Genomic DNA, 26,490 nt, shown 5'->3' with positions numbered 1-26,490 from the left:
GGTCATCGGGGTCTCCTGTGGTCCGTGGTTGAAGCGTCGAAACTCCACCTCGACCATACACCTCGATGGCCACCTCGGGTTACACCGGCAGAGCCAGCGAAATTACACCACCTGCGCGGACGCTAACCGCGGCCCCGTGAGCGGCCATTGCGGTGAAGGCGTTCATGCCGCTGCCCTCCCCTCGGGCGCGATCCGGTGGGCCGTGTCGAGCAGGAGCTGGTCCATGGGAGACAATCTCGTCGACTTCATGGGTTGGTGTCCCTTCGGCGCGATGCCTCGCCCTGGTGGCCGTGAGGCGGTGGTGCCGCATGGGAATGAGAACGGGCCGGGGCGGCACGGCCCCGAGCAGCTCCTCGAAGTCACAGGAGAACGTGGCGTCATCGCCAATGCCGAAGCGAGCCTGGTTCTCGAGGGCGCGCTGCTCCCATGCGCGTTGCAGCCGCGGCGGCGCGGTGCGCATCTGCTGGATCCGCTCGGCCCTCAGCCGGTCGATGTCCTTCCCTCCCGGCTGGGAGAAGGCCGTGCCGACCGTCGCGCGATAGAGGGGCCCCTCGAGCCGGACAGGGTGCTCCGGGCCGCAGTCCGGCGCGGCAACGGTGATCGCGCGCCTGGAGGTCGCGACGACCGAGAACCCCAGTTCGGCCCGTTTCTCGGCAAGGATCTCCAGGAGCGCTGCGCGTCCGGGCACGGCACGATCCGCGATCGCCCGCTGGATCCGCTCGTGAAACACCTGCCGGAGGTCGGGCTGGGGAGGAAGCCCGGCCCGTGCTGCTGCCGCCTGCTTCAGTTCCCAGTCTGGCAGGACGAGCTCGCGGGCCCGGGCCGGATCACCGGGATCCGCCCATCCGAAGCGCAGGTTCAGGGTATCCTGCAGCGCCGCCCAGAGTTCCGAGCTTCCGCGCCGCGGCGGATGCGGGTTGATGCTGCGGAGCACGCCTTGCGGCGTCAGGACACCGCGCGATACAGCGATGTTCACTTCCAGCCGGCCGGTATGGGTGTGCGTAGTGACATAGGCGGGCGGCTGATGTCTTGCTGGAAGCCCGGCGAACGACACCGCGAAGAAGAGGCGAAGGGCGGCATCGACCTGCCAGCGGAGTTCGGGGGCACCCTTATTGAAGGCAGCCACCTCGATGTCGTCTCGCGCAGACGACAGCACGGCCGAACTGTAGCGGTGGACGAAGGGCAGGTTGCGGACCGATGCGCGCAGCAGGTCAGCCCGTCCGAGCAGGATTTCTGGCACGGGGTCCCGGGCCACGAGGAGGCGCCTGCTGCCCGGCGAGGTCTTCACCACGGCGGGCGCGTCCATGTAGGCGGTCAGAGCGCGCCCGACGTCGGCCCCTTCCCCGGCGCCCGTGTGCTTCGAGAAGGAGATCAGCATTCGACAGAGCCCGCCTCGTCCGCGGAGCTCAGGACCCGCTCCGTCAGGGCCGCTTCGACGCGGCGCAAGTCGAGAGCGATACGCAGCGCATCGATCGGCTCTGCCCGCTGCCTGACCTCGGCGGCGATCTCCTCGAGCAGCCGGACGGCGATGCCGAGCCATGCGACACTCTGCTGCCAGTCTGCGCGGACGACAGAGGTTCCCGACAGCGTGCGGGCGATGATGAACCGCCCGGTCGGCTGGCCCGCAGCCGCGGCAGCCTCCTCGATGGCGCCCCGCTCTGCCGGGGTCACGTTCAGGACCGCCCATTTCTGGCGCTTCCGCTCTGGTGTCTTCCTCGGCCGGGCCATTCGATCCACGCTCCGCGCCGGAGCGGAACTGCCGGCCCTGACAGGCTCCGCGGTCCTGATGAAAAAACCAAACCGCACGCAGCAGCGATGTGGCAGTCTTCAGGTCGTATCCGAACCCGGCCGCCGGAGTTTTCTGGTGACCGGCCGCGGAGACTTGCTGTCACGGCCCTCCGGAGACACCCCGGAGCATCCTCCAGAGCCACTCGGGCATCCCTGCCGGTGTCCTAGGGCCCGTTGGCAGCGAAAGCTTTCCGGCGACCGCGACAAGGGCCATCCTGCCATGGCTGACTGCCGGCTACCGGAGCATTAGCAGGGAGAACGAGGGCGGCCCGGCCCAGCGGCCCCGGATCGAGACTGTGGATATCCCTCGATCGAGTCTGGCGACCCGCGCTCCCCCTGCGCATGTCGGGAAGACAGGTTCGAGGGATGCGCCACATGAACGACGACGATCTGATCTGGAACAGCCTTTCCCGCCGGGAGAAGGAGAGCCTCGGCCGTTTCGGTCTGACCTCAAGGATCCGGAAGCGCCACGCGAACCAGCGCTCCCGGGAGCGCAAGCGCGCCGAGGGCCTCGTCCGCATGGAGATCGACATCCGTCCGGAACACCGGGCGGATGTGCGGAAGCTCGTCGCCCTCTATTCGGCGGCTCGGAATGCCGGCGAGGCCCTGCGGGTCATGCGGGTGCCGATGCTGGACGGCGGAGGCAGCGCTGTCCTGGAGGGGGAAGGCTACCGCGGCACCGAGACACCCGACCAGGCAACGCTCCGAGACGACCCCGGCGAGAGCAGCCCCTGCCCTCCGGTGTCAGTAGAGCGTCCGGAACGTCGTTCGTCGAGCCGGGTCTCGCAGAACGACTTCTTCTCGGATGACTACTCGACCAGGCTCACCCAGATCATCGCGGAGATCGTCGAGACTGATGGGCCGCTTCCTCTCGAGCTGCTGCGGCGGAAGGTCGCCCGGCTCCATGGTTGGCACCGAGCGGGCGGGCTGATCTCGGCGCGCATCGATGCCTGTCTCCGCGCTGCTGAACGTCACGACGAAGCCGGCACCCCGTTCGTGTGGGCGCCGGCAACCCGCGCTTCTCGGATCACCTTCCGCGCAGGAACGGACCGCGACATCCGCGAGATTTCCCGCCATGAACTCGCCGATCTCTTCGACCGCAACGCCGCTGTGCTGAAGGATGCCGTCGATCCGGCCCGTGAATGCGCCCGGCTGGCAGGTGTCGGGCGCCTCACGCCGGCCATCCGCGCGTATCTCGAAGGATGCCTCGCGTGGTGGCCAATCGGTGATGATCTCCATCAAGCTGCGGAAGATCGCCGACAATCACAGGCTGCCTGATCGCGAGAAGACGGGCGCAGCACGTGTAGCGCAAGATCAACCGGACCCGTCAGAGTTCGCCGCGATCCAGGACAGGTAGCTCTCGCTGCCGCCGATGATCGGGAGAACGACAATGGCCGGCTCCTCGTAGGGATGATGGGCAAGGATCAGCGTCTGCAACGCCTCCGAAGCCGCCTTGGAGCATTTCATCACGAGGCGGAACTCGGTCTCGTTCTCGACCTGCCCCTTCCAGGCATAGACACTCTCGATCTCATCGATATGCGCACAGGCACAGAGACCCTGCTCGACAGCCATCCTGGCGATCCTGCGCGCCTCCTCGCGCGTTCCGGTGGTCGTATGAACTTCTATGGCCAAGGCATCCTCCTGCATCCGCATGCATCCATCAGGGTCGCACGGCCGGCAGAGAAGATCAGCCCCAGCTGGGACGCTATCCGAACGCGTATGACCTTCGACATAGCCGACCGCAAGCCGCCCTTGACCCCACCAGCCGCCGCCCGCACATTCGTCGAGGTCTCAGATCACCACCGGGAGCTTTTCGATCGCCGCCTTCAACTCGGAGAGCGGGCTTGGATCTCCGTATACTCGACTGTGAAGGTCATTGCCTTCGTGGCCCATCAGATCGAGACGAACCCTTGCGGGGATGGTGGTGTGGAACTCCAGCTGATCCTTGACGTAGTGGCGCATCGAATGAAGCGAGAGATTTCGAGGGTTGCCATCCAGGGACTTCGACAGCGCTTGATCGAATGCATACCACAACCTGTCTCCGAACTTCTTGTTCCCTGGCTCACTCTCGTCTCGCCTCTTGGGTCGCAACTCCGGAAACAGGTCGCCGCCGCGGGATTTCCGAACATGCTCGAGAAACCCGAGTTCGATCAGACGCCGGTGCAGCGGAACCTGCCGGTCCGACGCCAACGTCTTCAATCCCCGGTTCGCATTCTCGGTGATATGAATGAACGTGATTCCGCCCTCCTCCTTGACGTCTGCGGCGGAAAGCGCCGCAAGCTCCTCGCGGCGGGCTCCGGTGAAGGCTGCGAGAACCGGCACCCAGTAGAGGCCGTCCCTGATGACAACAGCCCTAGGATGATTGCGCCGGGAAAGCGAGCGGCATCCTTGCCACACAGTGTGCTGGAACAGCTGCTTCAGTTCATCCACACGGGAACTGGCCCGCTTGTCGCGGTCCCGAACGCTGTCCTTGAGACGCAACTTGCCGGGGTTGACCTTTTCGTTGACGGCGATGCCCAGGTCGGCCGCGAAAGACAGCATCAGGGCAAGATGCTCGAGATGCCGATTGATCGTTCCAACAGAGAGCCCGACCTGATGACGCGGCAGGCTTTCCGCACGCCTGAGCATTTCCTGCACCGACACCCCACGATCCCGAGGGCTCTTGCCCCAGCTCTTGGGCATTTGCTGAAGCACATCCCGGAACCGAGCAGCGTGCGACTGCCTGATTGCGCGGGTGTCCGTCACCCCTGTGATTGTCGAGAACAGTTCCGAGAACGTCTCATACTGCCGCAGGGTAACCGGAGATACGTGTTCACGCCTCTTTTGCTCGACGAGGCGCGCGATGACCGAGGGAATCGATGGATCGTATTGGGTTTCTTCTGTGGCCGGAGCACATTCTGGGACCGAGGTGGCCTCCGTCCGCGCAGGCTCCACGACTGGCGGCTCAGGCGAGACCGTCTCGGTGGCTCGCGGCCTCGGCTGCTCGCTCGGTTCCGGTGTCAACCAGACCGCGCGGCCACGTTTTGTCATCTCGTCGGCGATGCTGCTGGCCAGTTCTATCGCGACGTCAAGGCCCTGATCAGGAGGCGCCGCGGTCCAGGCCGCTGCCTTGCCGTCGGCGAAGAGCTTCCTCAACGCCAGGAACGCCACCGCGCCAAGCTCGTGATCGGTTCCGATCAGTTCGCGGAACGCGCGTCCGATTCTCAGCCTCCGGGACTCGCTACGGAGGTCTCGCCGCAACATGGTAAGAACAACGTCGAGGTTCTCCAGGTCATCATCGTCGCGACCTTCCGCCTGGAGCCGGTTGCGCTCGGCAGCGGTCAAGCGCGCGCCGGGTCCGTTCCGTGCCAGGATCCTCCACGCTTCCCCATGGGGCCAGTCCACCCGGGAGTCCGCGCCGCCGTCCGCCAGCAGGATGGCACGGTTGCCCTGGATGCGGGTGAGCTCCTCCGTGACGACGTGGCGCAGCCAGGCGCGGGCTTCATCAGGGGTCAGGTCATTCTTGATGATGCGGTCAAACATGCGGTCGCTCTCGGAAGTCAGCCTCCGGGCGACGATACACGCTTGCGAACGATCTGTGGTCCTCATCGACAACTGGAGGATGCAGTTTTTTTTTGCCGACCGTGCAGGAAGGCGACGCCGCCAGTGATAGACGTCCCCGCGCCGGAACATGTGAAGTTGAGCAACCACGACCACCTCCGAACAGGCGGGGAGGGTGGCTGTCCGATCCGGCAGACGGTGTGACACTCCTGTGCGACACACCGAACCCAGATCTAGAAGAACTCGGCTATATCAATGAGTTAGGCAAGTTGTTGGCTCCGGCGGTAGGGATCGAACCTACGACCAATTGATTAACAGTCAACTGCTCTACCGCTGAGCTACGCCGGAACACCGGGGGCGCGTATAGCAACCGCCGCCGGGGCGGGCAAGGGGCCGTGCTGTCCTTTTTCAGCCCGCGAGCGCGAAGCGGGCGGTGGGGGAGACGGGGCCTTCGGAGGCAACCGCGCCGAGGGCTTCCAGCGCGACCAGATGGGCAAAGACGTTCCGCGTCGCCGCCGGCAGGATTTCTGGCGCGACGTCGTAGATGCGGCGCGCGAGGGTCGCCGGATCGGCGGGGCCGTCGCGAAGGGCGGCGAGGAGTTCGGCGGTGCGGGCGCGGCGGTGGGCGGCGAGGAAGGACAGCCGCGCGGCGGGATCCTCGATCGGGTTGCCGTGGCCGGGCAGGAAGCGGTCCAGCGACAGGCCAGCGAGGCGCTCGAGCGAGCGCATGTAGTCGGTGAGGTCGCCGTCGGGGGGCGAGATCAGCGTCGTGGCCCAGCCGAGCACGAGGTCGCCGACAAAAAGGCTGCGATCCCAGCGGAACGCCAGATGGCCGCCGAAGTGGCCGGGCGTCCAGAGCGCGGTCAGCCGCCACTCGCCGCTCTCGATCGCGTCGCCATCCGCCAGCCTGCGGTCGGGGGTGAAGCCCGCGTCAAGCCCCTCGCCGCCGCCGGCCAGCCCCTCGGCCGCGAGCCGCGCCATCACAGGCGAGCGGCCGGCGGTCGGTGCGCCGAACCCCATGACCGGCGCGCCGGTCGCCGCCGCCAGAGCTGGCACGGCGGCAGAATGGTCGAGATGCGCGTGGGTCACGACGATCGCCGTGACCTCCGCCCCGCGCACCGCCTCGAGGATCGCGGCCACATGAGCCGGGTCGTCGGGGCCGGGGTCGATCACCGCAATCTGCCGCCGGCCGAGCAGCCAGGTGTTGGTCCCCGGCCCGGTCAGCGGCGAGGGGTTGTTCGCGCGCAGAACCCTCAGCATCTTCCCTCCCCCGCAGCCCGCGCCTAGCCTTACGCGGCATGCGGAGGCGGTTGCAATGTCGCGGATCTCACTGGACTGGCTCAAGCGGCTCATGCCGCGCGGCCTCTACGGGCGGGCGTCGCTGATTCTGGTGCTGCCCGTGATCGTGGTGACGCTGGTCGTCTCGGTCATGTTCCTGCAGCGGCATTTCGACCGGGTGACGCGGCAGATGACCTCCAGTATGGCGCATGAGGTGCGGCTGGTCGCGGGGATGATCGAGGCGGCGCCGACACTGGCCGCAGGACTCGACTCGGCGAACGGGGTCACGGGGCCGCTGGACCTCGCGGTCGAGGCGCCGGCGCGGGACCTGTCGGAGGGGCGCGAGGGCATCGATTTCTCGGGCCGGATCGTGGCCCAGGAGATCCGCGCGCGCGTGCCGGGCGTCCTGGCGGTGGACCTCGCCGACAAGCGGCGCGTGCGCATGGTCCTCGAGACCCGTCACGGCCCGGTCCAGATCGCATTCGACCGCACCCGCGTGAGCGCCTCGAACCCGCATCAGCTTCTGGTGCTGATGCTGTTCTCGGCGCTGCTGACGACCGTCATCGCGTCGATCTTCCTGCGCAACCAGCTGCGGCCGATCCGCCGCCTCGCCCGCGCGGCGGAGGCGTTCGGCAAGGGGCGTTCGGTCCCCTACCGCCTCGCCGGGGCGACCGAGATCCGCAAGGCAGGCGCCGCGTTTGTCGACATGCGGGCCCGGATCGAACGGCAGATCGAGCAGCGCACGCTGATGCTCTCCGGTGTGAGCCACGACCTGCGCACGCCCCTCACGCGCCTGCGCCTCGGCCTCTCGATGCTCGACCCGGCCGAGCCGCCCGACCCGGACGAGATCGCGGCCATGGAGCGGGACGTGGACGACATGAACGCCCTCGTGGACGCCTTCCTCGACTTCGCCCGCAGCGACGCGCAGGAGGGCGAGCCGCAGCGGCTGGCCCCCCTGCCCTTCATCGCCACCCTGGTCGAGGATGGCCGGCGCGCGGGACAGCCGGTGACGCTCGCCGCGCTCGAGGGCGACCCCGAGGAGCTTGCCGCCTTTCGCCCCGAGGCGCTGCGCCGGGCGGTGGAAAACCTGATCGCCAACGCCGTGCGTTACGGCAACCGCGCCGAGGTCGAGGCCGCCCTGACCCCCCGCGCGCTGAGGGTCACCGTCGAGGACGACGGCCCCGGCATCCCCGCGAGCCAGCGCGAGGAGGCGCTCAAGGCCTTCACCCGGCTCGATCCGGCGCGCAACCAGGACCGCGGCCAGGGCGTCGGCCTCGGCCTCTCGATCGCGCTCGACAGCGCGCGGGCGCATGGCGGGCATCTGCGGCTGGGCGAGAGCCAGCGGCTGGGCGGGCTCAAGGCGGAGATCGTGATCCCGCGCTAGGTCAGGCCCATTTCGCCAGCGGCGGCAGGCTCATCAGCACCGCGTCGGGGTCATGCGCGGTGGCAAGGCCGAACTTCGTGCCGCGGTCGTAGACGAGGTTGTATTCGGCATAGAGGCCGCGATGGACCAGCTGCGCGTCGCGGTCGTCGTCGGTCCAGCCCTGCCCCATGCGGCGGCGGGCCAGCGGCAGGAAGGCGGGCAGGAAGGCCGCGCCCACATCGCGGGTGAAGGCGAAGTCGGCCTCCCAGTCGCCGCTGTTCAGGTCGTCGTAGAAGATGCCGCCCACGCCGCGCGCGCGGCGGCGGTGGGGGATGTAGAAATACTCGTCTGCCCATTCCTTGAAGCGGGGATAGTAGTCCTCGTCGTGCCGGTCGCAGGCGGCGCGCAGGGTGGTGTGGAAATGCGTGGTGTCCTCGCCGTATTCGCAGCAGGGGTTGAGGTCGGCGCCGCCGCCGAACCACCAGGCGCCGGGGGTCCAGAACATGCGCGTGTTCATGTGGACCGCGGGCGCGTGCGGGTTCTGCATATGCGCGACGAGGCTGATCCCCGAGGCCCAGAAGCGCGGATCGGCCTCGATCCCCGGCACGCCGCGCGCGGCCATCGCCGCCTGCGCCTGCGGGCCGAGCTCGCCATGCACCTCGGACCAGTTGACGCCGACCTTCTCGAAGACGCGGCCACCGCGCATCACCGACATGATCCCGCCGCCGCCTTCGCCCGTGCCGCCGCGGGTCGTGGGCGTCACTTCGAAGCGGCCCGCGGGGGCGTCGCCCTGCACGGTGCAGCGGACGGCCTCGTCCTCGAGCGCCTCGAAGGCCTCGGTGATGCGGTCGCGCAGGCTGCGGAACCATGCCGCCGCCTCGGCCCGCGCCGCCGCCATCGCCTCCGGCGCCACCGCGCCCGTCACTGCCTGCTGATCGTTCATGCCCGTCCCGTTTCGTGAGTGGACCGCGCGATTTGGCCGTTCTACCATTGCCGCCGCCAACCCGAGATAGGGCTCGCCCCCATGACCCGCAACTCCGTCGCCGCCTTCCTCGTGCTTGGCCTGCTCGCCGCCTGCGGCACCCCGCAGCAGCAGTGCATCTCGCGCAACACGTCGGAGTATCGAACCGTGGCCCGCCTGCTCGGCGAGGTGGAGGGCAATCTCGCGCGCGGCTACGCCTGGGACGAGCGGCCCTACACCACCACCGAATGGGCCGACTGCCCGCGCGTGGTGCGCGACCGCGACGGCAACGCGCAGGTCATCAGCGTGCCCTGCCCCCGCCGGGTGACCGAGATCGAGCGTTACCGCGTGCCCATCGACCCCGCCTCCGAGTCCCGCAAGCGCGACAACCTGCAGTCGCGCCTCGCGGCGCTGCAGCCGGGCGCCGAGGCTGCGGTGCGGGCCTGCCGTGTGGCTTATCCCGAGGCCGACGCCTGACCTGGGTCATCGCCTCCCTCCTCGCCTCGCTGACCCAGACCGCCCGCAACGCCGCCCAGAGGGGGCTGGTGTCCGAGGCCGGCACAATGGGCGCGACCGCGGTGCGCTTCGTCTTCGGCCTGCCCTTCGCGCTGATCTTTCTTGCCGTGATCGCCCTGTTGACCGGCGCGCCGCCGGTGCCGGCGCCCGAGGTCTGGGGCTGGGCCGTCCTCGGCGCCGCGGCGCAGATCGGCGGCACGGCGTTGATGCTGCGCTCGATGGAGGTGCAGGGATTCGGCGTCGCCACCGCGCTCATCAAGACCGAACCGGCCAGCCTGGCGCTGCTCGCCGCCGTCTTCGTGGCCGAGCCGCTCGGGCCGCTGCGGCTGGCGGCGATCGCCCTCGCCGTGGCGGGAGTGCTGCTCGCCTCGGGCACTGAGTGGCGCCGGGCGAGTCGGGCCGCGATCCTGATCGGCGTCGCCTCCGGCGCCCTCTTCGGCCTCTCGGCTCTGGCTTTCCGGGCCGGGATCGTGGCGCTGCCGTCCGGCTCGGCGCTGATCCGCGCAAGCCTGATGCTCTGCCTCACCCTCGGCCTTCAGGCGGCGGCCTTCGGGTTCTGGTTCCTGCACCCCGGCCGGGCCGCCTTCGCCGCGATCCGCCTGCGCCTGCGCGACTCCTTCAGCGCGGGCTTCCTCGGCGCCGCCGCCTCGCAGCTGTGGTTCCTCGCCTTCGCGCTCACCCCCGCCGCCAATGTCCGCACCCTCGCGCTGATCGAGGTGCCGCTCGCCGCCGTGGTCTCACGCCGTATGTTCGCCGAGACGATGACGGCGCGACAGTTGATCGGAATGGGGCTGATCGTCGCCGGGATCGCGCTGCTGCTGCGCACGGTCTAGCGCCGCCGCTTCGCACCCGTGGCGGTCAGGAGCTTGTAGCGGCTGTCGCCGCCGAACTCCTCCACCCGCGCGAAATGCCGGCCAAGCTCCGCCTCGTAGGGCAGGTGCCGGTTGGCGACCATCCAGAGCCGCCCGGCCTGCGTCAGCATCCCCGCCGCCGCCGCGATGAAGGCCGCCCCGAGGCGCGGGGTGGCGGCGCGGCCTTCGTGGAACGGCGGGTTCATGACGACGCCGTTCACCGGCTCGGGCAGGCGGAAGCCGGTGGCGTCGGCCCAGTGGAACCGGGCGCGGGGGTCGCGGATATTCTCGCGGGCGCAGGCGAGCGCGTCGTGATCGGATTCCACGAGATGCAACTCGGTCACGCCCTCGCGGGCGAGCACCTGCGCCGCGAGCCAGCCCCAGCCCGCGCCGAGGTCCACCACCCGCGACGGCATCCGCGGCGGCAGCGCCGCGGCCAGCAGCATCGAGCCCGGATCGGGGCCATCGGCCGAGAACACGCCCGGCCGCGTCACGAAACCGGGCGCGACCTCCCGCGTCACAGCGGCCCAGTCGGCGGGCAGCCAGTCGCCCTCGGGCACCGTCACCGCAAAGAGCTTGCCATGCGCGCGGGTCAGGATCTCGCCCACCGGGCCAAGCCCGCGCAATTCGCGCAGCATCGCCTCGACGCCATCGGTCTTCTGCCCGTCAACCCAGAGCTCCGCCCTGGGCGCGAGCGTCGCGGCCGCGGCGGCGATCCGCGCGCGGGCGGCGGCGCGGGCGCGGGGCAGGAACACGACCGCGCCGTCGAAGTGCCCCTCCGGCACCGCCGTCTCGACCGCGAAGCCCCGCCGCATGAGCGCCGCATGGGCGGCGGCATCGGTCTGGACCGCGACGCTGCGGGCAGAATCGAAGCGGCCCGAGGGCAGGTCCGCGGGCGCACCGACAAGCAGCGTCCGCCCTTCGGGTGGCGCGGGAAAGGCCAGCTCCAGCCGGTCGCCGGGCGGCCTCACTCCTTTTCCATGGTGCATTGCAGCGGGTGCTGCTGGCGGCGCGCCAGCTCCATCACCTGCATGACCTTGGTCTCGGCGACCTCGTGGCTGAAGACGCCGACGACCGCGATGCCCCTGCGGTGGACGGTCAGCATGATCTCGATCGCCTGCGCATGCGACATCGCGAACAGACGCTCCAGCACATGCACGACGAATTCCATCGGCGTGAAATCATCGTTAAGAAGCAGCACCTTGTACATCGGAGGGCGCTGCGTCTTGGGCTTCGTCTTGACGCCGAGTTCGACATCCTCCCGGTCGTCCGGGGGACCGGCCATCAGGCGATCGCCGGGAGGGAACGGGGGGAGATGCATGGACAGACGCGGGCCTCGGGACAACGACGCAAGGGGACGCGACCAATATAGGACACGGCCCGGCGGATGGAAGGCCCGCGGCGGGCCACTAGGGCCGGTGCGGTGCGCGAAACCGCAGGATGCAGCGAAATTGAAAGTTTCGCCCCGGTAGAGTGCGTGCTATTGTCTCTTCGTTAACGAAGGCCGTGCCAGAGAGAACGCGGTCACGCTGGGCAGCAAGAGACCGGGGACAGTGATGAACATGCGAAAGGTCCGGGCGGGCCTGCTGGGGATCGTGGCGGCGACCGCGTGCCTCGCGGGCGGGATCGTCCAGGCGGCGCCGTTTGCCGCCTATGTGATGGATGGCCGCACCGGCCAGAAGATCCACGAGCAGAACGCGAACACGCCGCTGCATCCGGCGTCGCTCACCAAGATGATGACGCTCTATCTCGCCTTCGCGGCGGTGGAGCAGGGGCGGGTGCGGCTCGACTCGCGCTTTACCGTCTCAAGCAACGCCGCCAACGAGCCACCCTCGCGGCTCGGCTTGCGCGCGGGCCAGCAGATCGAGCTGCGCTACCTGATGCGTGCCGCGGCGATCAAATCCGCCAACGACGCCGCCACCGCCATCGCCGAAGGCATCGGCGGGTCCGAGGCGCAGTTCGCGGCGCAGATGACGGCGACCGCCAGGGCGCTCGGCATGACGCACAGCCAGTTCCGCAACGCGCATGGCCTGACGCAGGAGGGGCATTACTCGACCGCGAAGGACATGACCACGCTCGGCCGGCACCTGTTCTACGATTTCCCTCAATATTACAACCTCTTCTCGCGGCGCAGTGCCGATGCGGGGATCGCCACGGTCGCCAGCACCAACCGCCGCTTCCTCGACGACTATCCGGGCGCGGACGGGATCAAGACCGGCTACACGCGCGCCGCGGGGTTCAACCTGACGGCTTCGGCGCAGCGCGGGCAGAAGCGGATCATGGCGACCGTGATGGGCGGCGCCTCGACGGCGCAGCGCAACAAGATCATGGGCGAGCTGCTGGATATGGGCTTTGGCCGGGCGCCCGCGCGGGTGGCCGAGGTGCGGCCGCAAACGGTGATCGTGAAGCCCCAGGTGGTCCGCCGCGCGGCCGTGCAGGCGGCCGCGCCGCCGGCCCCGCGCGCGGTCGCAGCGGCGTCGACGGCGGCCCCGGCGCTCGATCTCTCGCAGGCGCTGCGCGAGGCCATGGCGGCGCGGCCCGAACCGGCGCCACGCCTGGTCGCGGTGGCCGGCGCCGAGCCGGTGGCCGAGGCCGTGGCCCAGTCGGTCCGCGCCGCGCGGCCCGCGCCCAGCCCCGATCCGGTGGCCGCGGCGGTGGGCGACGCGCTGCGCAACAGCCTGCTCGAGAGCCGCCGGCCCGCCGCCCGGCCCGAAGGCTCGATCGCCGAGGTCGGGCCGGCAACGGAGGCCCCCGCCCCGGCGGCTGCCGCTTCGGCCGGGGACGCCCGTCCGCCCCGGCGCGGCGCCGACGCGGCGTCGCTCTTCAAGGCGCCCGCTGGCGAGGCGACCATCGTCGCTGCCGCGATGCCCGTGGAGACGCGGGACTATGCCGTCACGCTCGGCCTCTTCCGCTCCCAGAGCGAGGCCGAGCAACTGCTGCTGCAGACCGCGCTGCGCGAGACCGAGGCGCTCAAAACAGCCCGGAGCCGCGGGGACGACACCCGGCGCGGCTTCGACGCCCGGTTCGTGAACCTCACCCGGAGCGAGGCCGAACTCGCCTGCGGCAAGCTGGGTGCGCGGGCGCAGGACTGCACGGTGATCGTGCCCTGAACGGCCGCGCCGTGACGGCCTGAAAACGCCCCGGCCCCGGCCGGGGCGTTTCGTTGGGGTCAGTCCTGGGGCGGGCGCTCGTCGAATTCGGTGTTCAGCACCCGCTCGGCATCGCCCTTGGGATCGTCATACTGGCGGTTCCTGAGCGACCAGATGAAGCCGGCGAGGCCGAGCCCGCCGAGGGCGAGCGAGACCGGGATCAGGAAGACCAGCACCTCCATCAACGCAGCCTGAGCGCGTTGAGCGTGACGGTGATCGAGCTCAGCGACATGGCGAGCGCCGCCATCAGCGGCGTGGCGAAGCCGAGAATGGCGATCGGCACAGCGATGATGTTGTAGCCGAAGGAGATGCCGAAGTTCTCGCGGATGCGGTTGCGCGAGGCGCGGGCGGTCGTGACCCCGTCGGCCACTGGCGCGAGGTCGCGGCCGATGAGCACGATGTCGGAGGCCGCGCGGGCGGCGTCGAGCGCCGAGGCGGGCGAGATCGCCACGTCGGCGGCGGCGAGCGCCACGGTGTCGTTCAGCCCGTCGCCGACCATCAGCACGCTGCCCGCGCCCTCGGCCTGCAGGCGGCGAATGACTGCGGCCTTGCCCTCGGGGTCAATGCCGGCCTGCCATTCCGCGATGCCAAGCCGGGCGGCGATGTCGCCGACCGGGCCGGGACCGTCGCCCGAGAGCAGGATCACCCGCATCCCGGCGGCGCGCAGGCCCGCGACCGCCTCCTCGGCGCCGGGGCGCAGGCTGTCGTGGAACGCCAGCCGGATCGGCACCCCCTGCCCCAGCGAGAGCCAGCTCGCCTGCTCATGCCCCTCGTCCTCGACCCCGAGCCAGTCGGCCCGGCCGAGGCGCACGCGGCGTCCCTGCCAGAAACCCTCGACGCCGCGGCCCGGAACCTCGCGCAGTTCCTCGACCGGCGCGGGGACGACGTCCCCAAGCGCCGCGGCGAGCGCGCGGGACAGCGGATGCGACGACGCCCCGGCCAGCGCCCGCGCCACCGGCCGCGCCGCCTCGGGCAGCGCCTCGGGGTCAGCGAGGCGAGGCGTGCCGAGCGTCAGGGTGCCGGTCTTGTCGAACACCGCGACCCGCGCCTCGGCCAGCCGCTCGAGCGCGGTGCCGTCCTTGATGAGCAGCCCGCGCCGGAACAGCCGCCCGGAGGCGACCGTGACCACCGCCGGGACCGCGAGCCCGAGGGCGCAGGGACAGGTGATGATGAGGACCGCCGCGGCGATGTTGATGGCGAGGCGGACGTCGCCGGTCCCCGCAAGCCAGCCGAGGAAGGTCGTGAAGGCCACCAGATGCACCACCGGCGCGTAGAGGCGCGAGGCGCGCTCGGCCAGCGTGGTGTAGCGGGTGCGGGCGGATTCGGCACTGGCGACCAGTTCGGTCAGCCGCGACAGCGTCGTGTCGCGCCCGGCGGTGCTGACGCGCAGGGTCAACGGGCCGGTGAGGTTAACCTCCCCGGCCGAGAGGGCCATGCCCGGCCCGGCGACCACCGGAATCGTCTCGCCGGTCAGCAGCGAGCGGTCCACCTCGCTCATCCCCTCCGCCACGGTCCCATCCGCGGGGATGCGGCCGCCGGGGCGCACGAGGATCAGGTCGCCGGGGCCGAGTTCGGCCACCGGCACGACCGCCTCGGCCCCGCCCTCGAGCCGTGTCGCGCGCGGCACCTCCAATGCGGTCAGTTCCTCGGCGGCCGAGCGCGCGACGGCGCGCGAGCGGTAGTCGAGGTAGCGCCCGATCAGCAGGAAGAAGCAGAGCATCACGACGCCGTCGAACCAGGCCGTGTCGCCGCCCTGCCATGTCTCGTAGAGCGAGATTCCCGAGGCGAGGATCAGCGCCAGCGAGATCGGCACGTCCATGTTGAGGCGGCCCGCGCGCAGCGCCCGCCAGGCCGACTTGAAGAACGGCTGGCCTGAAAAGGCGATGGTCGGCAGCGCGATCGCGGCCTGGATCCAGTGGAACAGGTCGCGCGTGGCGTCTTCGGCCCCGGACCAGACCGACACCGCGAGGATCATCACGTTCATCATCGCGAAGCCGGCGACGCCGATCCGCATCAGGATGTCGCGCCCCTGCCGGTCGGCGGCAGTGGCGCTGAGCGCGCCGGGATCGAGCTCATGCGCCTCGTAGCCGGCGGCGTCGAGGACCGGGATCAGCGCCTCGGCTTCCATGCCGGGCGCGTCGATCGTGACGCGGCGGAGCGTCAGGTTGACCCGCGCGCTGCGGACGCCGGGCATCGCCTTCAGCGCGCGCTCGACATCGGCGATGCAGGCGGCGCAGTGGATCGTCGGCAGCGACAGGATGACATCGCCGCGGGGCTGCGCCCGCGCCGACGCCGCCTGACGGGCCGCGAGCGGGGCCACGTCGCAGGCGGGACAGGCGGCGAGGCGGGGGCCGGTCAGGCGCGCGTCGGTCGAAAGATCCGTCAACCCCGGTCCCTCACCCGCAGATGGTCGAGGCGCTGCCGGAAGGCGGTGCCATCGGTCGCCTCGGCCGTCACATGCACGTTCCAGAGGCCGGGGCCGAGCTCCGCGTGCGCGGTCCAGAGGCCGCCGTGATACTGCATCGGCAGGCTCTGGTCCTCGCGGACATGGGTGGGCCGCCCGACCGTCACCGCCAGGTGCCGCAGCCGCGCGGGCGCGCCCGACGCGTCCCGGATCGCCAGGGTCAGCACGCCGCGCTCATGGCTGGCCGAGGCCCGCCAGCCGAGCGCGTCCTGCGCCGCCCTCTCACGGTCGAAGCGCTGCGAGGCGACGTAGCTGCTGGCGACCTCGAGGCCGGGGAAGGTCCGCACGGCGTTAAAGGCCAGCGTCAGGTTCACGCCGATTATGGTGCCGAAGGCGGCCAGCGTGATGAGAAGCACCTTGCGCCCGGTCAGCTCACCCATCCTGTCCTCCTCCCGCACCGTGGAACACGCTGTCCACTCGCGCCTGCCTGCCGCTCGCCTGGTCCTCGATCATCAGCTCAATCCCGGTCTGCCCGCCGGTGGCCAGCGGCGAGCCCGGCTCGGCGGTGAGATAGATGCGCTGCGACAGCGTCTCGTCGGCCGGAGCGTTCACGATGTTGGTCGCCTGCCCTTCCAGCGTCAGCGTGACGCCCGGCAGCGGGGCGCCCGAGGGATCCTCCACGCCGATGGCGAAGGGCTGCTCGACGCCCTGCTTGTTGCGGAGCCGAAGCTCGTAGGTGTTGCGGATCGAGCCGTCGGCGAGCGTCACGTAAAGCGGGTTGCGGATCGGCGTCACGTTCAGGTCGTAGGGCGAGCGCAGCAGCAGTGCCACGAGCAGCGCCACGCCGATGGCCGACCAGAGCCCGAAATAGAGCAGCACCCGCGGCCGCATGACATGCCGCCAGAGTTCGCGCGCCGGCCGGCTCTCGAGCCGCTCGGCCGCCTCGTCCCTGAGCGCCATGTAGTCGATCAGCCCGCGCGGCTTGCCGATCCGTGCCATGACGTCGTCGCAGGCGTCGATGCAGAGCGCGCAGGTGATGCATTCGAGCTGCTGGCCCTCGCGGATGTCGATGCCCATCGGGCAGACGTTGACGCAGGCGAGGCAGTCGATGCAGTCGCCTTTCTCGCCGGGCGGGTCGTCGGACTTGGTGGCCTCGCCGCGGGCGATCTTGCCGCGCGGCTCGCCGCGCCACTCGCGATAGGCGACGGTCAGCGTGTCCTCGTCCATCATCGCGGCCTGGATGCGCGGCCAGGGGCAGGCGTAGATGCAGATCTGCTCGCGCATGAAGCCGCCGAAGAGGAAGGTGGTGGCGGTCATGATGGCGATGGTGGTGTAGGCGATCGGATGCGCCTGCCCCAGCAGCAGGTCGCGCAGCAGCGTCGGCGCGTCGGTGAAGTAGAACACCCAGGCGCCGCCGGTCAGCACGCCGATGATGAGCCAGATGGTCCATTTCTCGACCCGCAGCCGGATCTTGCGCGCGTCCCAGGGCGCGTTCCAGAGGCGCAGGCGCGCGTTGCGGTCGCCCTCGATCCAGCGCTCGGTCAGCAGGAACAGGTCGGTCCAGACAGTCTGCGGGCACATGTAGCCGCACCAGACCCGCCCGAGCGCCGCGGTGAAGAGGAACAGGCCAAGGCCCGCCATGATCAGCAGGCCGGCGACGAAGTAGAACTCGTGCGGCCAGATCTCGATCGTGAAGAAAAAGAAGCGGCGGCTGGCGAGGTCCACCAGCACCGCCTGGTCGGGCATGCCGGGGCCGCGATCCCACCTGATCCACGGCGTGACGTAGTAGATGCCGAGGGTCAGGGCCATGACGACCCATTTCAGGTTGCGAAACTTGCCCTCGACCCGGCGCGGGAACACCGGCTCATGCGCGGAATAGAGTTTCGGCGGTTCGATCTCGGTGGTCGTGGTCATGCGGGTTCCTCGGCACGGGCCGCCGGTGGAGCGGGGGCGGCGCAGGCGGCGCCGGCGGTCAGCTGCCGCAGCCGTCGCAGGTGATGGCCTCCAACTTAGGAAATCCGCGACCGCCCCGGCATGGAACGCATTGTCGCATGGACAGGGCGCGATGCAAGGCGCGTGGCGGCGGGGCGCAGGTCGCGCCCCGACGCCGCGTCAGTTCATTCCCCTCCGCCGAGCCCGTGGACATAGGCCGTGACCGAGCGGATCTCGGCCTCGGTCAGGCGCGAGGTCCAGGAGGGCATGACGCCGAAGGGGCCGTCATGGATCAGCCGCTCGACCGAGCCGAGGTCCGAGCCGTAGAGCCAGATCGCGTCGGTCAGGTTCGGCGCGCCCTGGAACTCGTCGCCGGTCGCGTCCTCGCCATGGCAGGCGGTGCAGTTCTCCTCGAAGATCACGCGGCCCGCCGCGGCCAGCGCCGGGTCCGGGGTGCTGGAAGGCGAGTCCGCGATCGACAGCACGAAATGCGCCACCTGGGTGATCTGCTCGGGCTCGAGCAGGCCGTCAATGCCGAAGCGCGGCATCTCGGAATAGCGGGTGTCGGGATCGTCGGGGCTGCGGATGCCGTGGCTGACGGTGTAGTGGATGTCCTCCAGCGTGCCGCCCCAGAGCCATTCGTTGTCGAGAAGGTTCGGATAGCCCCGCGCCCCCGCCGCGCCCGAGCCGTGGCACTGCGCGCACCAGGTGCGGAAGATCGCGGCGCCGGCGTTATTGGTGAAGTTCGCCAGTTCCGGGTCGGTCGGGATCTCCTGCAGCGAGACCTGTACCAGCCGGTCCTCGAAGGGCGCGTTCTGGGCGTTGAAGGCGGCGATGTCGGCCGCGACTTCGGCCCGCGTCGTGGTGTTGAGCAATCCCTGCGTGGCCCGCGTGACGAGCGGCCAGGCGGGATAGAAGATCGTGTAGGCGAAGGCCCAGACGACCGTGGCGTAGAAGGTCCAGAGCCACCAGCGGGGCAGCGGGTTGTCGTATTCCTCGATCCCGTCCCAGCTGTGGCCGGTGGACTGGACCTCGACCACTTTCTGCCCGGCGCGCGAGCGGACTGTCTTGCGGGCCTGCCGGGGCGGCGGAACGTTCAGCGGCGCCCCCTCGTCGGCCTCGTCGGCGGCGGGGGTCAGCGGGTGGCGGATGCCGTCCGCGATTGCCTCGCGGTCCACCGCCTGCCGCTCGACATCGATGCGGTTCTCGGGGCTCGCGGGGCTGGTATGGGGGTCCTTGACCGGCTCGCCCCCGATGCGGTTCTCGGGATCGGCGGGGCCCTTGGGGTCGTCACTGTCGGCCATCATCGCCCCTCGTTGTCGCTGTCCGGCGCCGGCCGGTTCTCGTTGCGAAAGATGCTCTCGGCCGCGTCGCGATGCTTGCGGCGCGAGCCGGGGCGGAAGACCCAGACCACCACCCCGATGAAGATCAGGAAGAGGATCAGCAGGACCCAGCTGTCGGCCAGGGTTCGCAGGAAGCTGTAGCGCTCCATCGCCGCGCCCCCCTAGCGGGTCGGGTCCGGCTCGAAGGTCGTGAAATCGACCATCGTGCCCAGCACCTGCAGATAGGCGATCAGCGCGTCCATTTCCGAGATGCCCGGCTGGCGGTCCCAGTTCCGCGCCTGCGCGCCGGGATAGCGCTCCTGCAGCCCCGCCACGTCCCCGAAGGGATCGGCCTGGGCCACGAAGTCTGCCGCGGCGGCGGCCTTCATCTCGTCGGTATAGGGCACGCCCACCCACTGATCGGCGGTGATCCGGTCCTCGATATAGGTCGGCTGGATCAGCCGTTGTCGCAGGAAGCCATAGGCCGGCATGATCGATTCCGGCACGACGGACTGCGGGTTGACGAGGTGGTCGATGTGCCACTCGTCCGAGTAGCGGCCGCCGACGCGGGCGAGGTCCGGGCCGGTGCGCTTGCTGCCCCACTGGAACGGATGGTCATACATCGATTCGGCCGCGAGGCTGTAATGGCCGTAACGCTCGACCTCATCGCGCATGGGGCGGATCATCTGGCTGTGGCAGGTGTAGCAGCCCTCGCGCACGTAGATGTCCCGCCCGGTCAGCTCCAGCGGCGTGTAGGGGCGCACCCCCTCGACCTCCTCGATGGTGTTCTCGAGGTAGAAGAGGGGCGTGATCTGCACGATGCCGCCGACCGTGACCACGAGGAAGCTGAACACCAGCAGCAGCGTGGCGTTCTTCTCGATGATCTTGTGATGCTCAAGCAGGGACATGGATGACGCTCCTCACTCGGCCGGAACAGCGGCGGCCATCGAGGCGCGGCGCGGCTGGCGGGCGACGGTCGCCCAAAGGTTGTAGCACATGATGACCCCGCCGGCGAGGAACAGCACCCCGCCGAGACCGCGCACCACGTTCATCGGGAACTTCGCGGCCACCGCGTCGGAGAAGGCGTTCACGAGGAAGCCTTGGCTGTCCACCTCGCGCCACATCAGCCCCTCCATGATGCCCGAGACCCACATCGACGAGGCGTAGAGGACGATGCCGATGGTCGCGAGCCAGAAGTGCCAGCTGACGAGGCTGAGCGAGTAGAGCCGGTCGCGGCCCCAGAGGCGCGGTGTCAGGTAGTAGAGCGCGCCGAAGGTGATCATCCCGTTCCAGCCGAGCGCGCCGGAATGGACGTGGCCGATGGTCCAGTCCGTGTAATGCGAGAGCGAGTTCACCGCCTTGATCGACATCATCGGCCCCTCGAAGGTCGCCATGCCGTAGAAGCCCACGGCCACCACCATCATGCGGATCACCGGGTCCGTCCGCAGCTTGTCCCAGGCGCCCGAGAGGGTCATCAGCCCGTTGATCATGCCGCCCCAGGACGGCATCCACAGCATGATCGAGAACACCATGCCCAGCGTCGCGGCCCATTCCGGCAGCGCGGTGTAGTGCAGGTGGTGCGGACCAGCCCAGATGTAGAGGAAGATCAGCGCCCAGAAGTGGATGATCGAGAGCTTGTAGCTGTAGACCGGACGCTCGGCCTGCTTGGGGATGAAGTAGTACATCATCCCGAGGAACCCGGCGGTCAGGAAGAAGCCGACCGCGTTGTGGCCATACCACCACTGCGTCATCGCGTCCTGCACGCCGCCGAAGAGCTGCACCGACTTCGAGCCGAAGATGCTGACCGGAACCGACAGGTTGTTGATGATGTGCAGCATCGCGATGGTCACGATGAAGCTGAGATAGAACCAGTTGGCGACGTAGATATGCGGCTCGCGCCGCTTCATGATCGTGCCGAGGAACACCAGCAGATAGGCCACCCAGACGATCGTCAGCCAGATGTCCACATGCCATTCCGGCTCGGCGTATTCCTTCGAATGCGTCGCGCCGAGGATGTAGCCGGTGGCGGCCAGCACGATGAAGAGATTGTAGCCCCAGAACACGAACCAGGCGAGATTGCCGCCCCAGAGCCGCGCGGCCGAGGTCCGCTGGACGACGTAGAACGACGTTGCGATCAGCGCGTTGCCGCCGAAGGCGAAGATCACCGCCGAGGTGTGCAGCGGCCGCAGCTTGCCGAAGTTGGTGTAGCCATGGAACGCGTCGCTGAAGTTCAGCGCCGGGAAGGCCAGCTGGAAGGCGATGATGACGCCGACGAGGAAGCCGACGACGCCCCAGCCAGCGGTGGCGATCACGCCGTAGCGGACCACGCCATCGAGATACTCGCGCTCCAGCACCTCGGGGGCCACGCGGGGCTCCTCCATGCGGCGCAGAACGACGATGAAGGCCAGCCCCGCCGCCAGCATGACCGTGACCATGTTGACCGTATAGGCCAGATCGCGCCCGTAGTTCGCGGCGATGGCCGCACAGAGCGCCGCCAGCCCGAGGGCGATCAGCTTGATGCTGTCCCGCATAGGTGTCCCGTCCCTTTCCCGTGCCGGAGAACCCCCGTTCTCCCCCGCCCCGTGCAGGGCGGAAGGGCGAGGGCGCCGGATGGCTGCGACTACTCCCGTCAGGTGGCCGAAAACCTTGATCTCGGTCAACCTCATCATGCAGGAGAAAGGCTAGCTTCAGCAAAGGCCGGACGATCTGTCGCAGTCCCGCACCCCGGCCGCGAATGGAAGGTGCCCCATGGCCTACAAGACCATCCTTACCGTCCTCGCCGGCGAGTCCCAGCTCGGCCAGCTCGACGCCGCGGCGATGCTCGCCAGGCGCGAGGACGCGCATCTCGAGGTCTTCTGCCTCGGCGTCGACCACACCCAGACCGGCTACTACTACGCCGGCGCCTCGGCCTATGTGTTCCAGGAATCGATCGACCGCGCGATGGAGACCGCATCCCGCCTCGAGAAGACGGTGCGCGACAGGCTCAAGGGCGAGGCCATCCGCTGGTCGGTGGAATCGGCCGTGGCGCAGATCGGCGGCATCTCGTCCCTGATCGGGATGCGGGCGCGCTTCGCCGACCTCGCGGTGCAGGCCAAGCCCTACGGCCGGGGTGCCGCGGCCGAGGCCGAGGCGGTGGTCGAGGCGGCCATGTTCGAGGGCAGCTGCCCGGTCCTGATCGTTCCCGAAAGCGGCCTGCCCGAGGATTTCGACCGCCGCGTGATCGTCGGCTGGAACCAGAGCAACGAGGCCCTGGAGGCGGTGCGCCGGGCGCTGCCGATGCTGGTCCGCGCCGAGGCGGTCGAGATCACCGTGATCGACCCCTCGCCCCGCGCCGCCGAACGCTCCGACCCCGGCGGCCCCCTCTGCCAGTGGCTGACCCGCCACGGCGCGCGGGCCGAGATCGCGGTCCTCGCCCGCACCATGCCGCGAATCAGCGAGATCCTGAACCGCCGCGTGCTGGAGACCGGCGCCAGCATGGTGGTCATGGGCGCCTACGGGCATTCGCGCTTCCGCGAGGCGATCCTCGGCGGCGCGACGCGCAACATGCTCGAGAACGCAACCGTGCCGGTGCTGATGGCGCGGTGAGGCCCCGCCCGCGGGGCGGCCACGACGCGCTGAGGGGTCCGCGCCCGCACGGAACCGGGCGCGGACGCGTGACGACCGGCAGCGGTTCTTCGACCGCGCGGTGCCGGATCTGCGACATCGCGGCGCCCGCGGCGCGCTTGCAGCGCCCGTCGCGGCCGTGGCACACAGATGGAAGCTGCAGACGGAGTAAGGCCATGACCCGCGACACGGAACAGGAAATCGGCGTCCCCGAGGCGATCGGCGCGGCGCTGACTGGCGATGCCGAGATGCAGACCAAGCGCGAGTTCATGATCGCCGCCTATCTCATCGGCATCGTGGTCATGGTGATCGTGCTGGTCGCGGTCGTCACCTGGCTCTTCGGGCTGGCGGCGCTGAACATCGTCGGGCTGATCGCGACGGCGCTGATCTTCTTCATGCTGATCGCCTACGCCGCCGGCTGGTGAGCCGGGGATGGCCGAGGCGGTCGAGGTTCTCGTCGCAGGTGGCGGCCCCGCCGGGCTGATCGCGACCGCAGCGTTCGGGACCGCCGGACGCCGTGTCCTCTGCGTCGATCCGGCCCCGCCCGTCACCGACGAGGCGGCCGGGAGCGCAGACCTCCGCAGCACTGCCTTCCTGACCCCCTCGCTCTCCGTCCTGCGCGCGGCGGGCCTGTGGGAGGATTTCGCGCCCCATTCGATGCCGCTCGAGGTCATGCGGATCGTGGACGCGGGCGGGGCCGAGGCGAAGCCGCGGCTGACCTGCGACTTCGACTCCGCCGATCTGTCGTCCGAGCCCTTCGGCTGGAACATCCCCAACTGGGCCATCCGCCGCGAGGCCCTCGCCCGCCTCGAAGCCCTGCCCGATGTCCGCTTCGAACCCGGCGTCGCGGCCGTGGCGCTTCACGCCCGCGACGACCGCGCCTTCGTCACCCTCTCGGACGGGCGCCGGATCGAGGCGCAACTGGTGGTCGCCGCCGACGGCCGCAACTCGGCCATGCGCGGCGCCCTTGGCATTGGCGTCACCACCCGCCGCTACGGCCAGAAGGCCCTCGCCTTCGCCGTGACGCACGAGCAACCGCACGGCAACGTCTCGACCGAAATCCACCGCTCGGGCGGGCCGTTCACGCTGGTCCCGCTGCCCGACCGCGACGGCCGCCCCTGCTCGGCCGTGATCTGGATGGAGCGCGGCCCCGAGGTTGCCCGCCTCGCCGCCCTGCCCCGCGACGACTTCGAGGCCGCGCTGAACCAACGCGCGGCCGGCATCCTCGGCCGCCTGACCTTGGCGACGCGCCTCACCACCTGGCCGATCATCGCCCAGATCGCCGACCGCTTTTCCGGGCCGCGCACGGCGCTGATCGCCGAGGCCGCGCATGTCGTCCCGCCGATCGGCGCGCAGGGCCTGAACATGAGCCTCGCCGATCTGGGGGAACTGCTGCGCCTCTCGGGCAATGCGCCCGGCAGCCGCGAGGGCCTCGACGCCTATGACCGCCGCCGCCGCCCGGAGGCCTGGGCGCGGCTGCTGGGGATCGATGCGCTGAACCGGGCCAGCATGGCGGGCGCGCGGCCGCTGCGCGACCTTCGCGCGGCGGGACTGGGCCTGCTCCACGGCATCGCGCCGGTGCGGCGGCTGGCGATGCGCGCGGGACTGGGCGCACGCTGACCAAAAATTCGACGAATTTTCGGCCCGATCCTTCGCCGAAGGATCGGCCTCACCCGAGCGGCCCGGGCCGCCGCTCCTCGCTCAGCATCACGTTGGCTTCCACCTGCCCCACGCCAGGCAGCGTCATGACCCGCCGCCGCAGGATGCGCTCGAAATCCGCGATGTCGCGGGCGACGACCCGCAGACGGTAGTCGAAGCGGCCGAGCACATGCTGGACCACCTGCACCTCCGGGATCGCCACCGCCGCGCGCTCGAAGGCGTCGAGGTCGAGGCGACCCTTGGCGGCGAGGCGGATGCCGAGGAAGACCGTGACCGTGAAGCCGAGCGCGGCGGGGTCCACGACGACGCGTCGCCCGGCGATCACGCCCGCCTCGCGCAGCCGCTTCAGCCGCCGCCATGCCGCCGGCTGAGTCAGCCCGACCGCGCGCCCGATCTCGGCCGCACTGAGCCCCGCGTCGCGGGCGACGAGGCGCAGGATGGCAAGGTCGGTATCGTCCGGCGTCACAGCGGCAGCGCCCCGCTGTCCTTGATCGTCGAGACCAGCATCAGCGCGTCGCTGTCGGCGACATGCGGCAGCGTCAGGATGCTCTCGCGATAGACCTGCTGCCAGTGCGCCATGTCCCGCGCGATGACCGAGAGGCGGAAATCGACCGAGCCGAGGAAGCTCTGGATCTCGGTCACCTCAGGCACCCCGCGGGCGGCGGCAAGAAAGGCGCCGAAGGCGCGCGGGTCGGTCTTGTCGAGGGTGAAGCGCAGGCTGACCTCGACCTCGAAGCCGAGGGCGCGCCAGTCGATGCGGGCTTCGGTCGCGCGAATGGCGCCGGTCTCGCGGAGGCGGGCGAGGCGGCGGGCGAGGGTGGAGGCGGTGACGCCGGCGCGCTCGGCCAGCGTCTCGGCGGGGGCGTCGGGGTCGGCGAGGAGGTGGCGGAGGATGCGGCGGTCGGTGGCGTCTTGCATGATCTGGGAGCCTTATCGCTGCTGGACGCATGATCTCAACAACGATTAGGGCGATGTTGCAGCTGTTTGACCGCAACGCGTCCTCATCGCGGCCTAGAACGCTGCTCAGCGATAACACACAGGAGCCCGCCATGCGCGTCTATTACGACCGTGACTGCGACGTGAACCTCATCAAGGACAAGAAGATCGCCATCCTCGGCTATGGCAGCCAGGGCCACGCCCATGCGCTGAACCTGCGCGATTCGGGCGCCAAGAACATCGTCGTGGCGCTGCGCCCCGGCTCGCCTTCCGCCGCCAAGGCCGAGGCCGAGGGGCTGCAGGTGATGGAGATCGCCGAGGCCGCGAAGTGGTGCGACCTCATCATGTTCACCATGCCCGACGAGCTGCAGGCCGAGACCTACCGCAAGCACGTCCAAGACAACCTGCGCGACGGCGCGGCGATCGCCTTCGCCCACGGCCTGAACGTGCATTTCGGCCTGATCGAGCCGAAGAAGACCGTGGACGTCATCATGATGGCGCCGAAGGGCCCCGGCCACACGGTGCGCGGCGAATACGTCAAGGGCGGCGGCGTGCCGTGCCTCGTGGCGGTGGACAACGACGCCTCCGGCAAGGCGCTCGACATCGCGCTCTCCTACTGCTCGGCCATCGGCGGCGGCCGCTCGGGCATCATCGAGACCGACTTCCGCGAGGAATGCGAGACCGACCTCTTCGGCGAGCAGGCGGTCCTTTGCGGCGGGCTGGTGGAACTGATCCGCATGGGCTTCGAGACCCTGGTCGAGGCCGGCTACGAGCCCGAGATGGCCTATTTCGAGTGCCTGCACGAGGTGAAGCTGATCGTGGACCTGATCTACGAGGGCGGCATTGCGAACATGAACTACTCGATCTCGAACACGGCCGAGTACGGCGAATACGTCTCCGGTCCGCGCATCCTGCCGCGCGACGAGACCAAGGCCCGCATGAAGGCGGTGCTGGAGGACATCCAGACCGGCAAGTTCGTGCGTGACTTCATGACCGAGAACGCGGTCGGCCAGCCGAGCTTCAAGGCGACGCGCCGGCTGAACGACGAGCACCAGATCGAAGAGGTGGGCGAGAAGCTGCGCGGCATGATGCCCTGGATCTCCAAGGGCAAGATGGTGGACCGGGCGCGGAACTGAGCCGCGGCTCCCCAAGCCGGGGGCTTCGCGCCCCCGGACCCCGCGGGATCTT

The 26,490-nt window shown here is 69.7% G+C and carries 27 protein-coding genes, 1 tRNA gene and 1 pseudogene; 9 read left to right on the top strand and 20 right to left on the bottom strand.

What is annotated here, in order from left to right; translation table 11 throughout:
• Positions 1-79: 79 nt before the first annotated feature.
• Both GI374_RS10610 and GI374_RS10605 read right to left on the bottom strand, forming a co-directional pair.
• Positions 80-1,378, bottom strand: coding sequence for a hypothetical protein (locus GI374_RS10610; RefSeq protein ID WP_154337032.1), 1,299 nt, complete (start codon positions 1,376-1,378; stop codon positions 80-82).
• Positions 1,372-1,728 carry a hypothetical protein gene (locus GI374_RS10605; protein WP_154337031.1) on the bottom strand — a complete coding sequence of 119 codons (357 nt, stop codon included), beginning with the start codon at positions 1,726-1,728 and terminating at the stop codon, positions 1,372-1,374. The genes GI374_RS10610 and GI374_RS10605 overlap by 7 nt, the downstream gene beginning before the upstream one ends.
• A gap of 435 nt (positions 1,729-2,163) precedes the next feature.
• Here GI374_RS10605 and GI374_RS10600 point away from each other — a divergent pair, with 435 nt between their 5' ends.
• On the top strand, positions 2,164-3,066 hold the full coding sequence (locus GI374_RS10600; protein WP_195759897.1) for a DUF3320 domain-containing protein: 903 nt from the start codon (positions 2,164-2,166) through the stop codon (positions 3,064-3,066).
• A gap of 36 nt (positions 3,067-3,102) precedes the next feature.
• Here GI374_RS10600 and cutA read toward each other — a convergent pair whose 3' ends face one another.
• From cutA to GI374_RS10580, 5 genes and pseudogenes are all read right to left on the bottom strand, one after another.
• Positions 3,103-3,435: a divalent-cation tolerance protein CutA gene (gene cutA / locus GI374_RS10595; protein WP_229583070.1), complete on the bottom strand. Its 333-nt coding sequence runs from the start codon at positions 3,433-3,435 to the stop codon at positions 3,103-3,105.
• A gap of 144 nt (positions 3,436-3,579) precedes the next feature.
• Positions 3,580-5,310, bottom strand: coding sequence for a site-specific integrase (locus GI374_RS10590; protein ID WP_154337029.1), 1,731 nt, complete (start codon positions 5,308-5,310; stop codon positions 3,580-3,582).
• A pseudogene (locus GI374_RS19815) lies at positions 5,311-5,460 on the bottom strand (DUF6538 domain-containing protein); the annotation flags it as partial.
• A 141-nt stretch (positions 5,461-5,601) separates the two neighbouring features.
• Positions 5,602-5,676: transfer RNA gene (locus GI374_RS10585), tRNA-Asn, on the bottom strand.
• Positions 5,677-5,736: 60 nt separating this feature from the next.
• Positions 5,737-6,588 carry an MBL fold metallo-hydrolase gene (locus tag GI374_RS10580; protein ID WP_154337028.1) on the bottom strand — a complete coding sequence of 284 codons (852 nt, stop codon included), beginning with the start codon at positions 6,586-6,588 and terminating at the stop codon, positions 5,737-5,739.
• Positions 6,589-6,652: 64 nt separating this feature from the next.
• Here GI374_RS10580 and GI374_RS10575 point away from each other — a divergent pair, with 64 nt between their 5' ends.
• Positions 6,653-7,990, top strand: coding sequence for an ATP-binding protein (locus GI374_RS10575; protein ID WP_370515278.1), 1,338 nt, complete (start codon positions 6,653-6,655; stop codon positions 7,988-7,990).
• A 1-nt stretch (position 7,991) separates the two neighbouring features.
• On the opposite strand, the gene hemF is transcribed toward GI374_RS10575, so the two are convergent.
• A complete protein-coding gene (hemF, locus tag GI374_RS10570; protein WP_154337061.1) occupies positions 7,992-8,867 on the bottom strand; it encodes an oxygen-dependent coproporphyrinogen oxidase in 876 nt (291 codons plus the stop codon).
• 126 nt (positions 8,868-8,993) lie between these two features.
• Here hemF and GI374_RS10565 point away from each other — a divergent pair, with 126 nt between their 5' ends.
• Both GI374_RS10565 and GI374_RS10560 read left to right on the top strand, forming a co-directional pair.
• Complete coding sequence (locus GI374_RS10565; protein WP_154337026.1) at positions 8,994-9,407, top strand: hypothetical protein; 414 nt, start codon at positions 8,994-8,996, stop codon at positions 9,405-9,407.
• Entirely contained in the window at positions 9,374-10,279 is a 906-nt protein-coding gene (locus tag GI374_RS10560; RefSeq protein WP_370515277.1) for a DMT family transporter, read from the top strand. The genes GI374_RS10565 and GI374_RS10560 overlap by 34 nt, the downstream gene beginning before the upstream one ends.
• Here the strand turns inward: GI374_RS10560 and GI374_RS10555 are convergent.
• A complete protein-coding gene (locus tag GI374_RS10555; RefSeq protein WP_370515272.1) occupies positions 10,276-11,268 on the bottom strand; it encodes a class I SAM-dependent methyltransferase in 993 nt (330 codons plus the stop codon). The two genes, GI374_RS10560 and GI374_RS10555, sit on opposite strands and share 4 nt — an antisense overlap.
• A complete protein-coding gene (gene clpS / locus GI374_RS10550; protein ID WP_154337024.1) occupies positions 11,265-11,582 on the bottom strand; it encodes an ATP-dependent Clp protease adapter ClpS in 318 nt (105 codons plus the stop codon). Before clpS ends, GI374_RS10555 begins: the two co-directional genes overlap by 4 nt.
• A 271-nt stretch (positions 11,583-11,853) precedes the next feature.
• Here clpS and GI374_RS10545 point away from each other — a divergent pair, with 271 nt between their 5' ends.
• Positions 11,854-13,407, top strand: coding sequence for a D-alanyl-D-alanine carboxypeptidase family protein (locus tag GI374_RS10545; RefSeq protein WP_154337023.1), 1,554 nt, complete (start codon positions 11,854-11,856; stop codon positions 13,405-13,407).
• Positions 13,408-13,466: 59 nt separating this feature from the next.
• On the opposite strand, the gene ccoS is transcribed toward GI374_RS10545, so the two are convergent.
• The 8 genes from ccoS to ccoN all read right to left on the bottom strand — a co-directional run bounded on the left by ccoS (position 13,467) and on the right by ccoN (position 21,635).
• On the bottom strand, positions 13,467-13,628 hold the full coding sequence (ccoS, locus tag GI374_RS10540) for a cbb3-type cytochrome oxidase assembly protein CcoS (protein ID WP_154337022.1): 162 nt from the start codon (positions 13,626-13,628) through the stop codon (positions 13,467-13,469).
• A complete protein-coding gene (locus tag GI374_RS10535; protein ID WP_154337021.1) occupies positions 13,628-15,832 on the bottom strand; it encodes a heavy metal translocating P-type ATPase in 2,205 nt (734 codons plus the stop codon). Before GI374_RS10535 ends, ccoS begins: the two co-directional genes overlap by 1 nt.
• On the bottom strand, positions 15,829-16,290 hold the full coding sequence (locus GI374_RS10530) for a FixH family protein (RefSeq protein ID WP_154337020.1): 462 nt from the start codon (positions 16,288-16,290) through the stop codon (positions 15,829-15,831). The genes GI374_RS10535 and GI374_RS10530 overlap by 4 nt, the downstream gene beginning before the upstream one ends.
• Entirely contained in the window at positions 16,283-17,764 is a 1,482-nt protein-coding gene (ccoG, locus tag GI374_RS10525; RefSeq protein ID WP_154337019.1) for a cytochrome c oxidase accessory protein CcoG, read from the bottom strand. The genes GI374_RS10530 and ccoG overlap by 8 nt, the downstream gene beginning before the upstream one ends.
• Positions 17,765-17,967: 203 nt before the next feature.
• Positions 17,968-18,822 carry a cytochrome-c oxidase, cbb3-type subunit III gene (gene ccoP / locus GI374_RS10520; RefSeq protein ID WP_370515276.1) on the bottom strand — a complete coding sequence of 285 codons (855 nt, stop codon included), beginning with the start codon at positions 18,820-18,822 and terminating at the stop codon, positions 17,968-17,970.
• Between the two features lie 263 nt (positions 18,823-19,085).
• A complete protein-coding gene (locus GI374_RS10515; protein ID WP_154337017.1) occupies positions 19,086-19,274 on the bottom strand; it encodes a cbb3-type cytochrome c oxidase subunit 3 in 189 nt (62 codons plus the stop codon).
• A gap of 12 nt (positions 19,275-19,286) precedes the next feature.
• Positions 19,287-20,012 (bottom strand): cytochrome-c oxidase, cbb3-type subunit II, encoded by a 726-nt coding sequence (ccoO, locus tag GI374_RS10510; protein WP_154337016.1) that lies wholly within the window; start codon positions 20,010-20,012, stop codon positions 19,287-19,289.
• Positions 20,013-20,024: 12 nt separating this feature from the next.
• Positions 20,025-21,635 carry a cytochrome-c oxidase, cbb3-type subunit I gene (gene ccoN, locus GI374_RS10505; protein ID WP_154337015.1) on the bottom strand — a complete coding sequence of 537 codons (1,611 nt, stop codon included), beginning with the start codon at positions 21,633-21,635 and terminating at the stop codon, positions 20,025-20,027.
• Between the two features lie 217 nt (positions 21,636-21,852).
• On the opposite strand from ccoN, the gene GI374_RS10500 reads away from it, so the two are divergent.
• The 3 genes from GI374_RS10500 (at position 21,853) to GI374_RS10490 (ending at position 24,327) form a co-directional block, all read left to right on the top strand.
• Positions 21,853-22,689 (top strand): universal stress protein, encoded by an 837-nt coding sequence (locus GI374_RS10500; RefSeq protein WP_154337014.1) that lies wholly within the window; start codon positions 21,853-21,855, stop codon positions 22,687-22,689.
• Positions 22,690-22,883: 194 nt separating this feature from the next.
• Positions 22,884-23,132, top strand: a complete 249-nt coding sequence (locus GI374_RS10495; protein ID WP_154337013.1) for a hypothetical protein — start codon at positions 22,884-22,886, stop codon at positions 23,130-23,132.
• Between the two features lie 7 nt (positions 23,133-23,139).
• Entirely contained in the window at positions 23,140-24,327 is a 1,188-nt protein-coding gene (locus tag GI374_RS10490; protein ID WP_154337012.1) for a UbiH/UbiF family hydroxylase, read from the top strand.
• A 49-nt stretch (positions 24,328-24,376) separates the two neighbouring features.
• On the opposite strand, the gene GI374_RS10485 is transcribed toward GI374_RS10490, so the two are convergent.
• Both GI374_RS10485 and GI374_RS10480 read right to left on the bottom strand, forming a co-directional pair.
• Positions 24,377-24,832 carry an Lrp/AsnC family transcriptional regulator gene (locus tag GI374_RS10485; protein ID WP_370515271.1) on the bottom strand — a complete coding sequence of 152 codons (456 nt, stop codon included), beginning with the start codon at positions 24,830-24,832 and terminating at the stop codon, positions 24,377-24,379.
• Entirely contained in the window at positions 24,829-25,284 is a 456-nt protein-coding gene (locus tag GI374_RS10480) for an Lrp/AsnC family transcriptional regulator (RefSeq protein ID WP_154337010.1), read from the bottom strand. Before GI374_RS10480 ends, GI374_RS10485 begins: the two co-directional genes overlap by 4 nt.
• Positions 25,285-25,415: 131 nt before the next feature.
• On the opposite strand from GI374_RS10480, the gene ilvC reads away from it, so the two are divergent.
• Positions 25,416-26,438 carry a ketol-acid reductoisomerase gene (gene ilvC, locus GI374_RS10475; protein ID WP_154337009.1) on the top strand — a complete coding sequence of 341 codons (1,023 nt, stop codon included), beginning with the start codon at positions 25,416-25,418 and terminating at the stop codon, positions 26,436-26,438.
• Positions 26,439-26,490: the final 52 nt, after the last annotated feature.

The sequence above is a fragment of the Paracoccus sp. S-4012 genome (assembly GCF_009674885.1).
Classification (GTDB): Bacteria; Pseudomonadota; Alphaproteobacteria; order Rhodobacterales; family Rhodobacteraceae; genus Paracoccus.
Note: the sequence above shows the minus strand (reverse complement) of the source record. Positions and strands in the feature narration are given on the sequence as shown.

Coding starts and splice junctions, on each gene's coding strand:
- ccoS (WP_154337022.1), bottom strand. CDS start 13,628: ATGGAGGTGCTGGTCTTCCTGATCCCGGTCTCGCTCGCCCTCGGCGGG.
- GI374_RS10480 (WP_154337010.1), bottom strand. CDS start 25,284: ATGCAAGACGCCACCGACCGCCGCATCCTCCGCCACCTCCTCGCCGAC.
- ccoO (WP_154337016.1), bottom strand. CDS start 20,012: ATGTCCCTGCTTGAGCATCACAAGATCATCGAGAAGAACGCCACGCTG.
- ilvC (WP_154337009.1), top strand. CDS start 25,416: ATGCGCGTCTATTACGACCGTGACTGCGACGTGAACCTCATCAAGGAC.
- GI374_RS10565 (WP_154337026.1), top strand. CDS start 8,994: ATGACCCGCAACTCCGTCGCCGCCTTCCTCGTGCTTGGCCTGCTCGCC.
- ccoN (WP_154337015.1), bottom strand. CDS start 21,635: ATGCGGGACAGCATCAAGCTGATCGCCCTCGGGCTGGCGGCGCTCTGT.
- GI374_RS10580 (WP_154337028.1), bottom strand. CDS start 6,588: ATGCTGAGGGTTCTGCGCGCGAACAACCCCTCGCCGCTGACCGGGCCG.
- ccoG (WP_154337019.1), bottom strand. CDS start 17,764: ATGACCACGACCACCGAGATCGAACCGCCGAAACTCTATTCCGCGCAT.
- GI374_RS10500 (WP_154337014.1), top strand. CDS start 21,853: ATGGCCTACAAGACCATCCTTACCGTCCTCGCCGGCGAGTCCCAGCTC.
- cutA (WP_229583070.1), bottom strand. CDS start 3,435: ATGCAGGAGGATGCCTTGGCCATAGAAGTTCATACGACCACCGGAACG.
- GI374_RS10515 (WP_154337017.1), bottom strand. CDS start 19,274: ATGGAGCGCTACAGCTTCCTGCGAACCCTGGCCGACAGCTGGGTCCTG.
- GI374_RS10490 (WP_154337012.1), top strand. CDS start 23,140: ATGGCCGAGGCGGTCGAGGTTCTCGTCGCAGGTGGCGGCCCCGCCGGG.
- GI374_RS10495 (WP_154337013.1), top strand. CDS start 22,884: ATGACCCGCGACACGGAACAGGAAATCGGCGTCCCCGAGGCGATCGGC.
- clpS (WP_154337024.1), bottom strand. CDS start 11,582: ATGGCCGGTCCCCCGGACGACCGGGAGGATGTCGAACTCGGCGTCAAG.
- GI374_RS10605 (WP_154337031.1), bottom strand. CDS start 1,728: ATGGCCCGGCCGAGGAAGACACCAGAGCGGAAGCGCCAGAAATGGGCG.
- GI374_RS10545 (WP_154337023.1), top strand. CDS start 11,854: ATGAACATGCGAAAGGTCCGGGCGGGCCTGCTGGGGATCGTGGCGGCG.
- GI374_RS10610 (WP_154337032.1), bottom strand. CDS start 1,378: ATGCTGATCTCCTTCTCGAAGCACACGGGCGCCGGGGAAGGGGCCGAC.
- GI374_RS10590 (WP_154337029.1), bottom strand. CDS start 5,310: ATGTTTGACCGCATCATCAAGAATGACCTGACCCCTGATGAAGCCCGC.
- hemF (WP_154337061.1), bottom strand. CDS start 8,867: ATGGCGGCGGCGCGGGCCGAGGCGGCGGCATGGTTCCGCAGCCTGCGC.
- GI374_RS10530 (WP_154337020.1), bottom strand. CDS start 16,290: ATGGGTGAGCTGACCGGGCGCAAGGTGCTTCTCATCACGCTGGCCGCC.
- GI374_RS10600 (WP_195759897.1), top strand. CDS start 2,164: ATGAACGACGACGATCTGATCTGGAACAGCCTTTCCCGCCGGGAGAAG.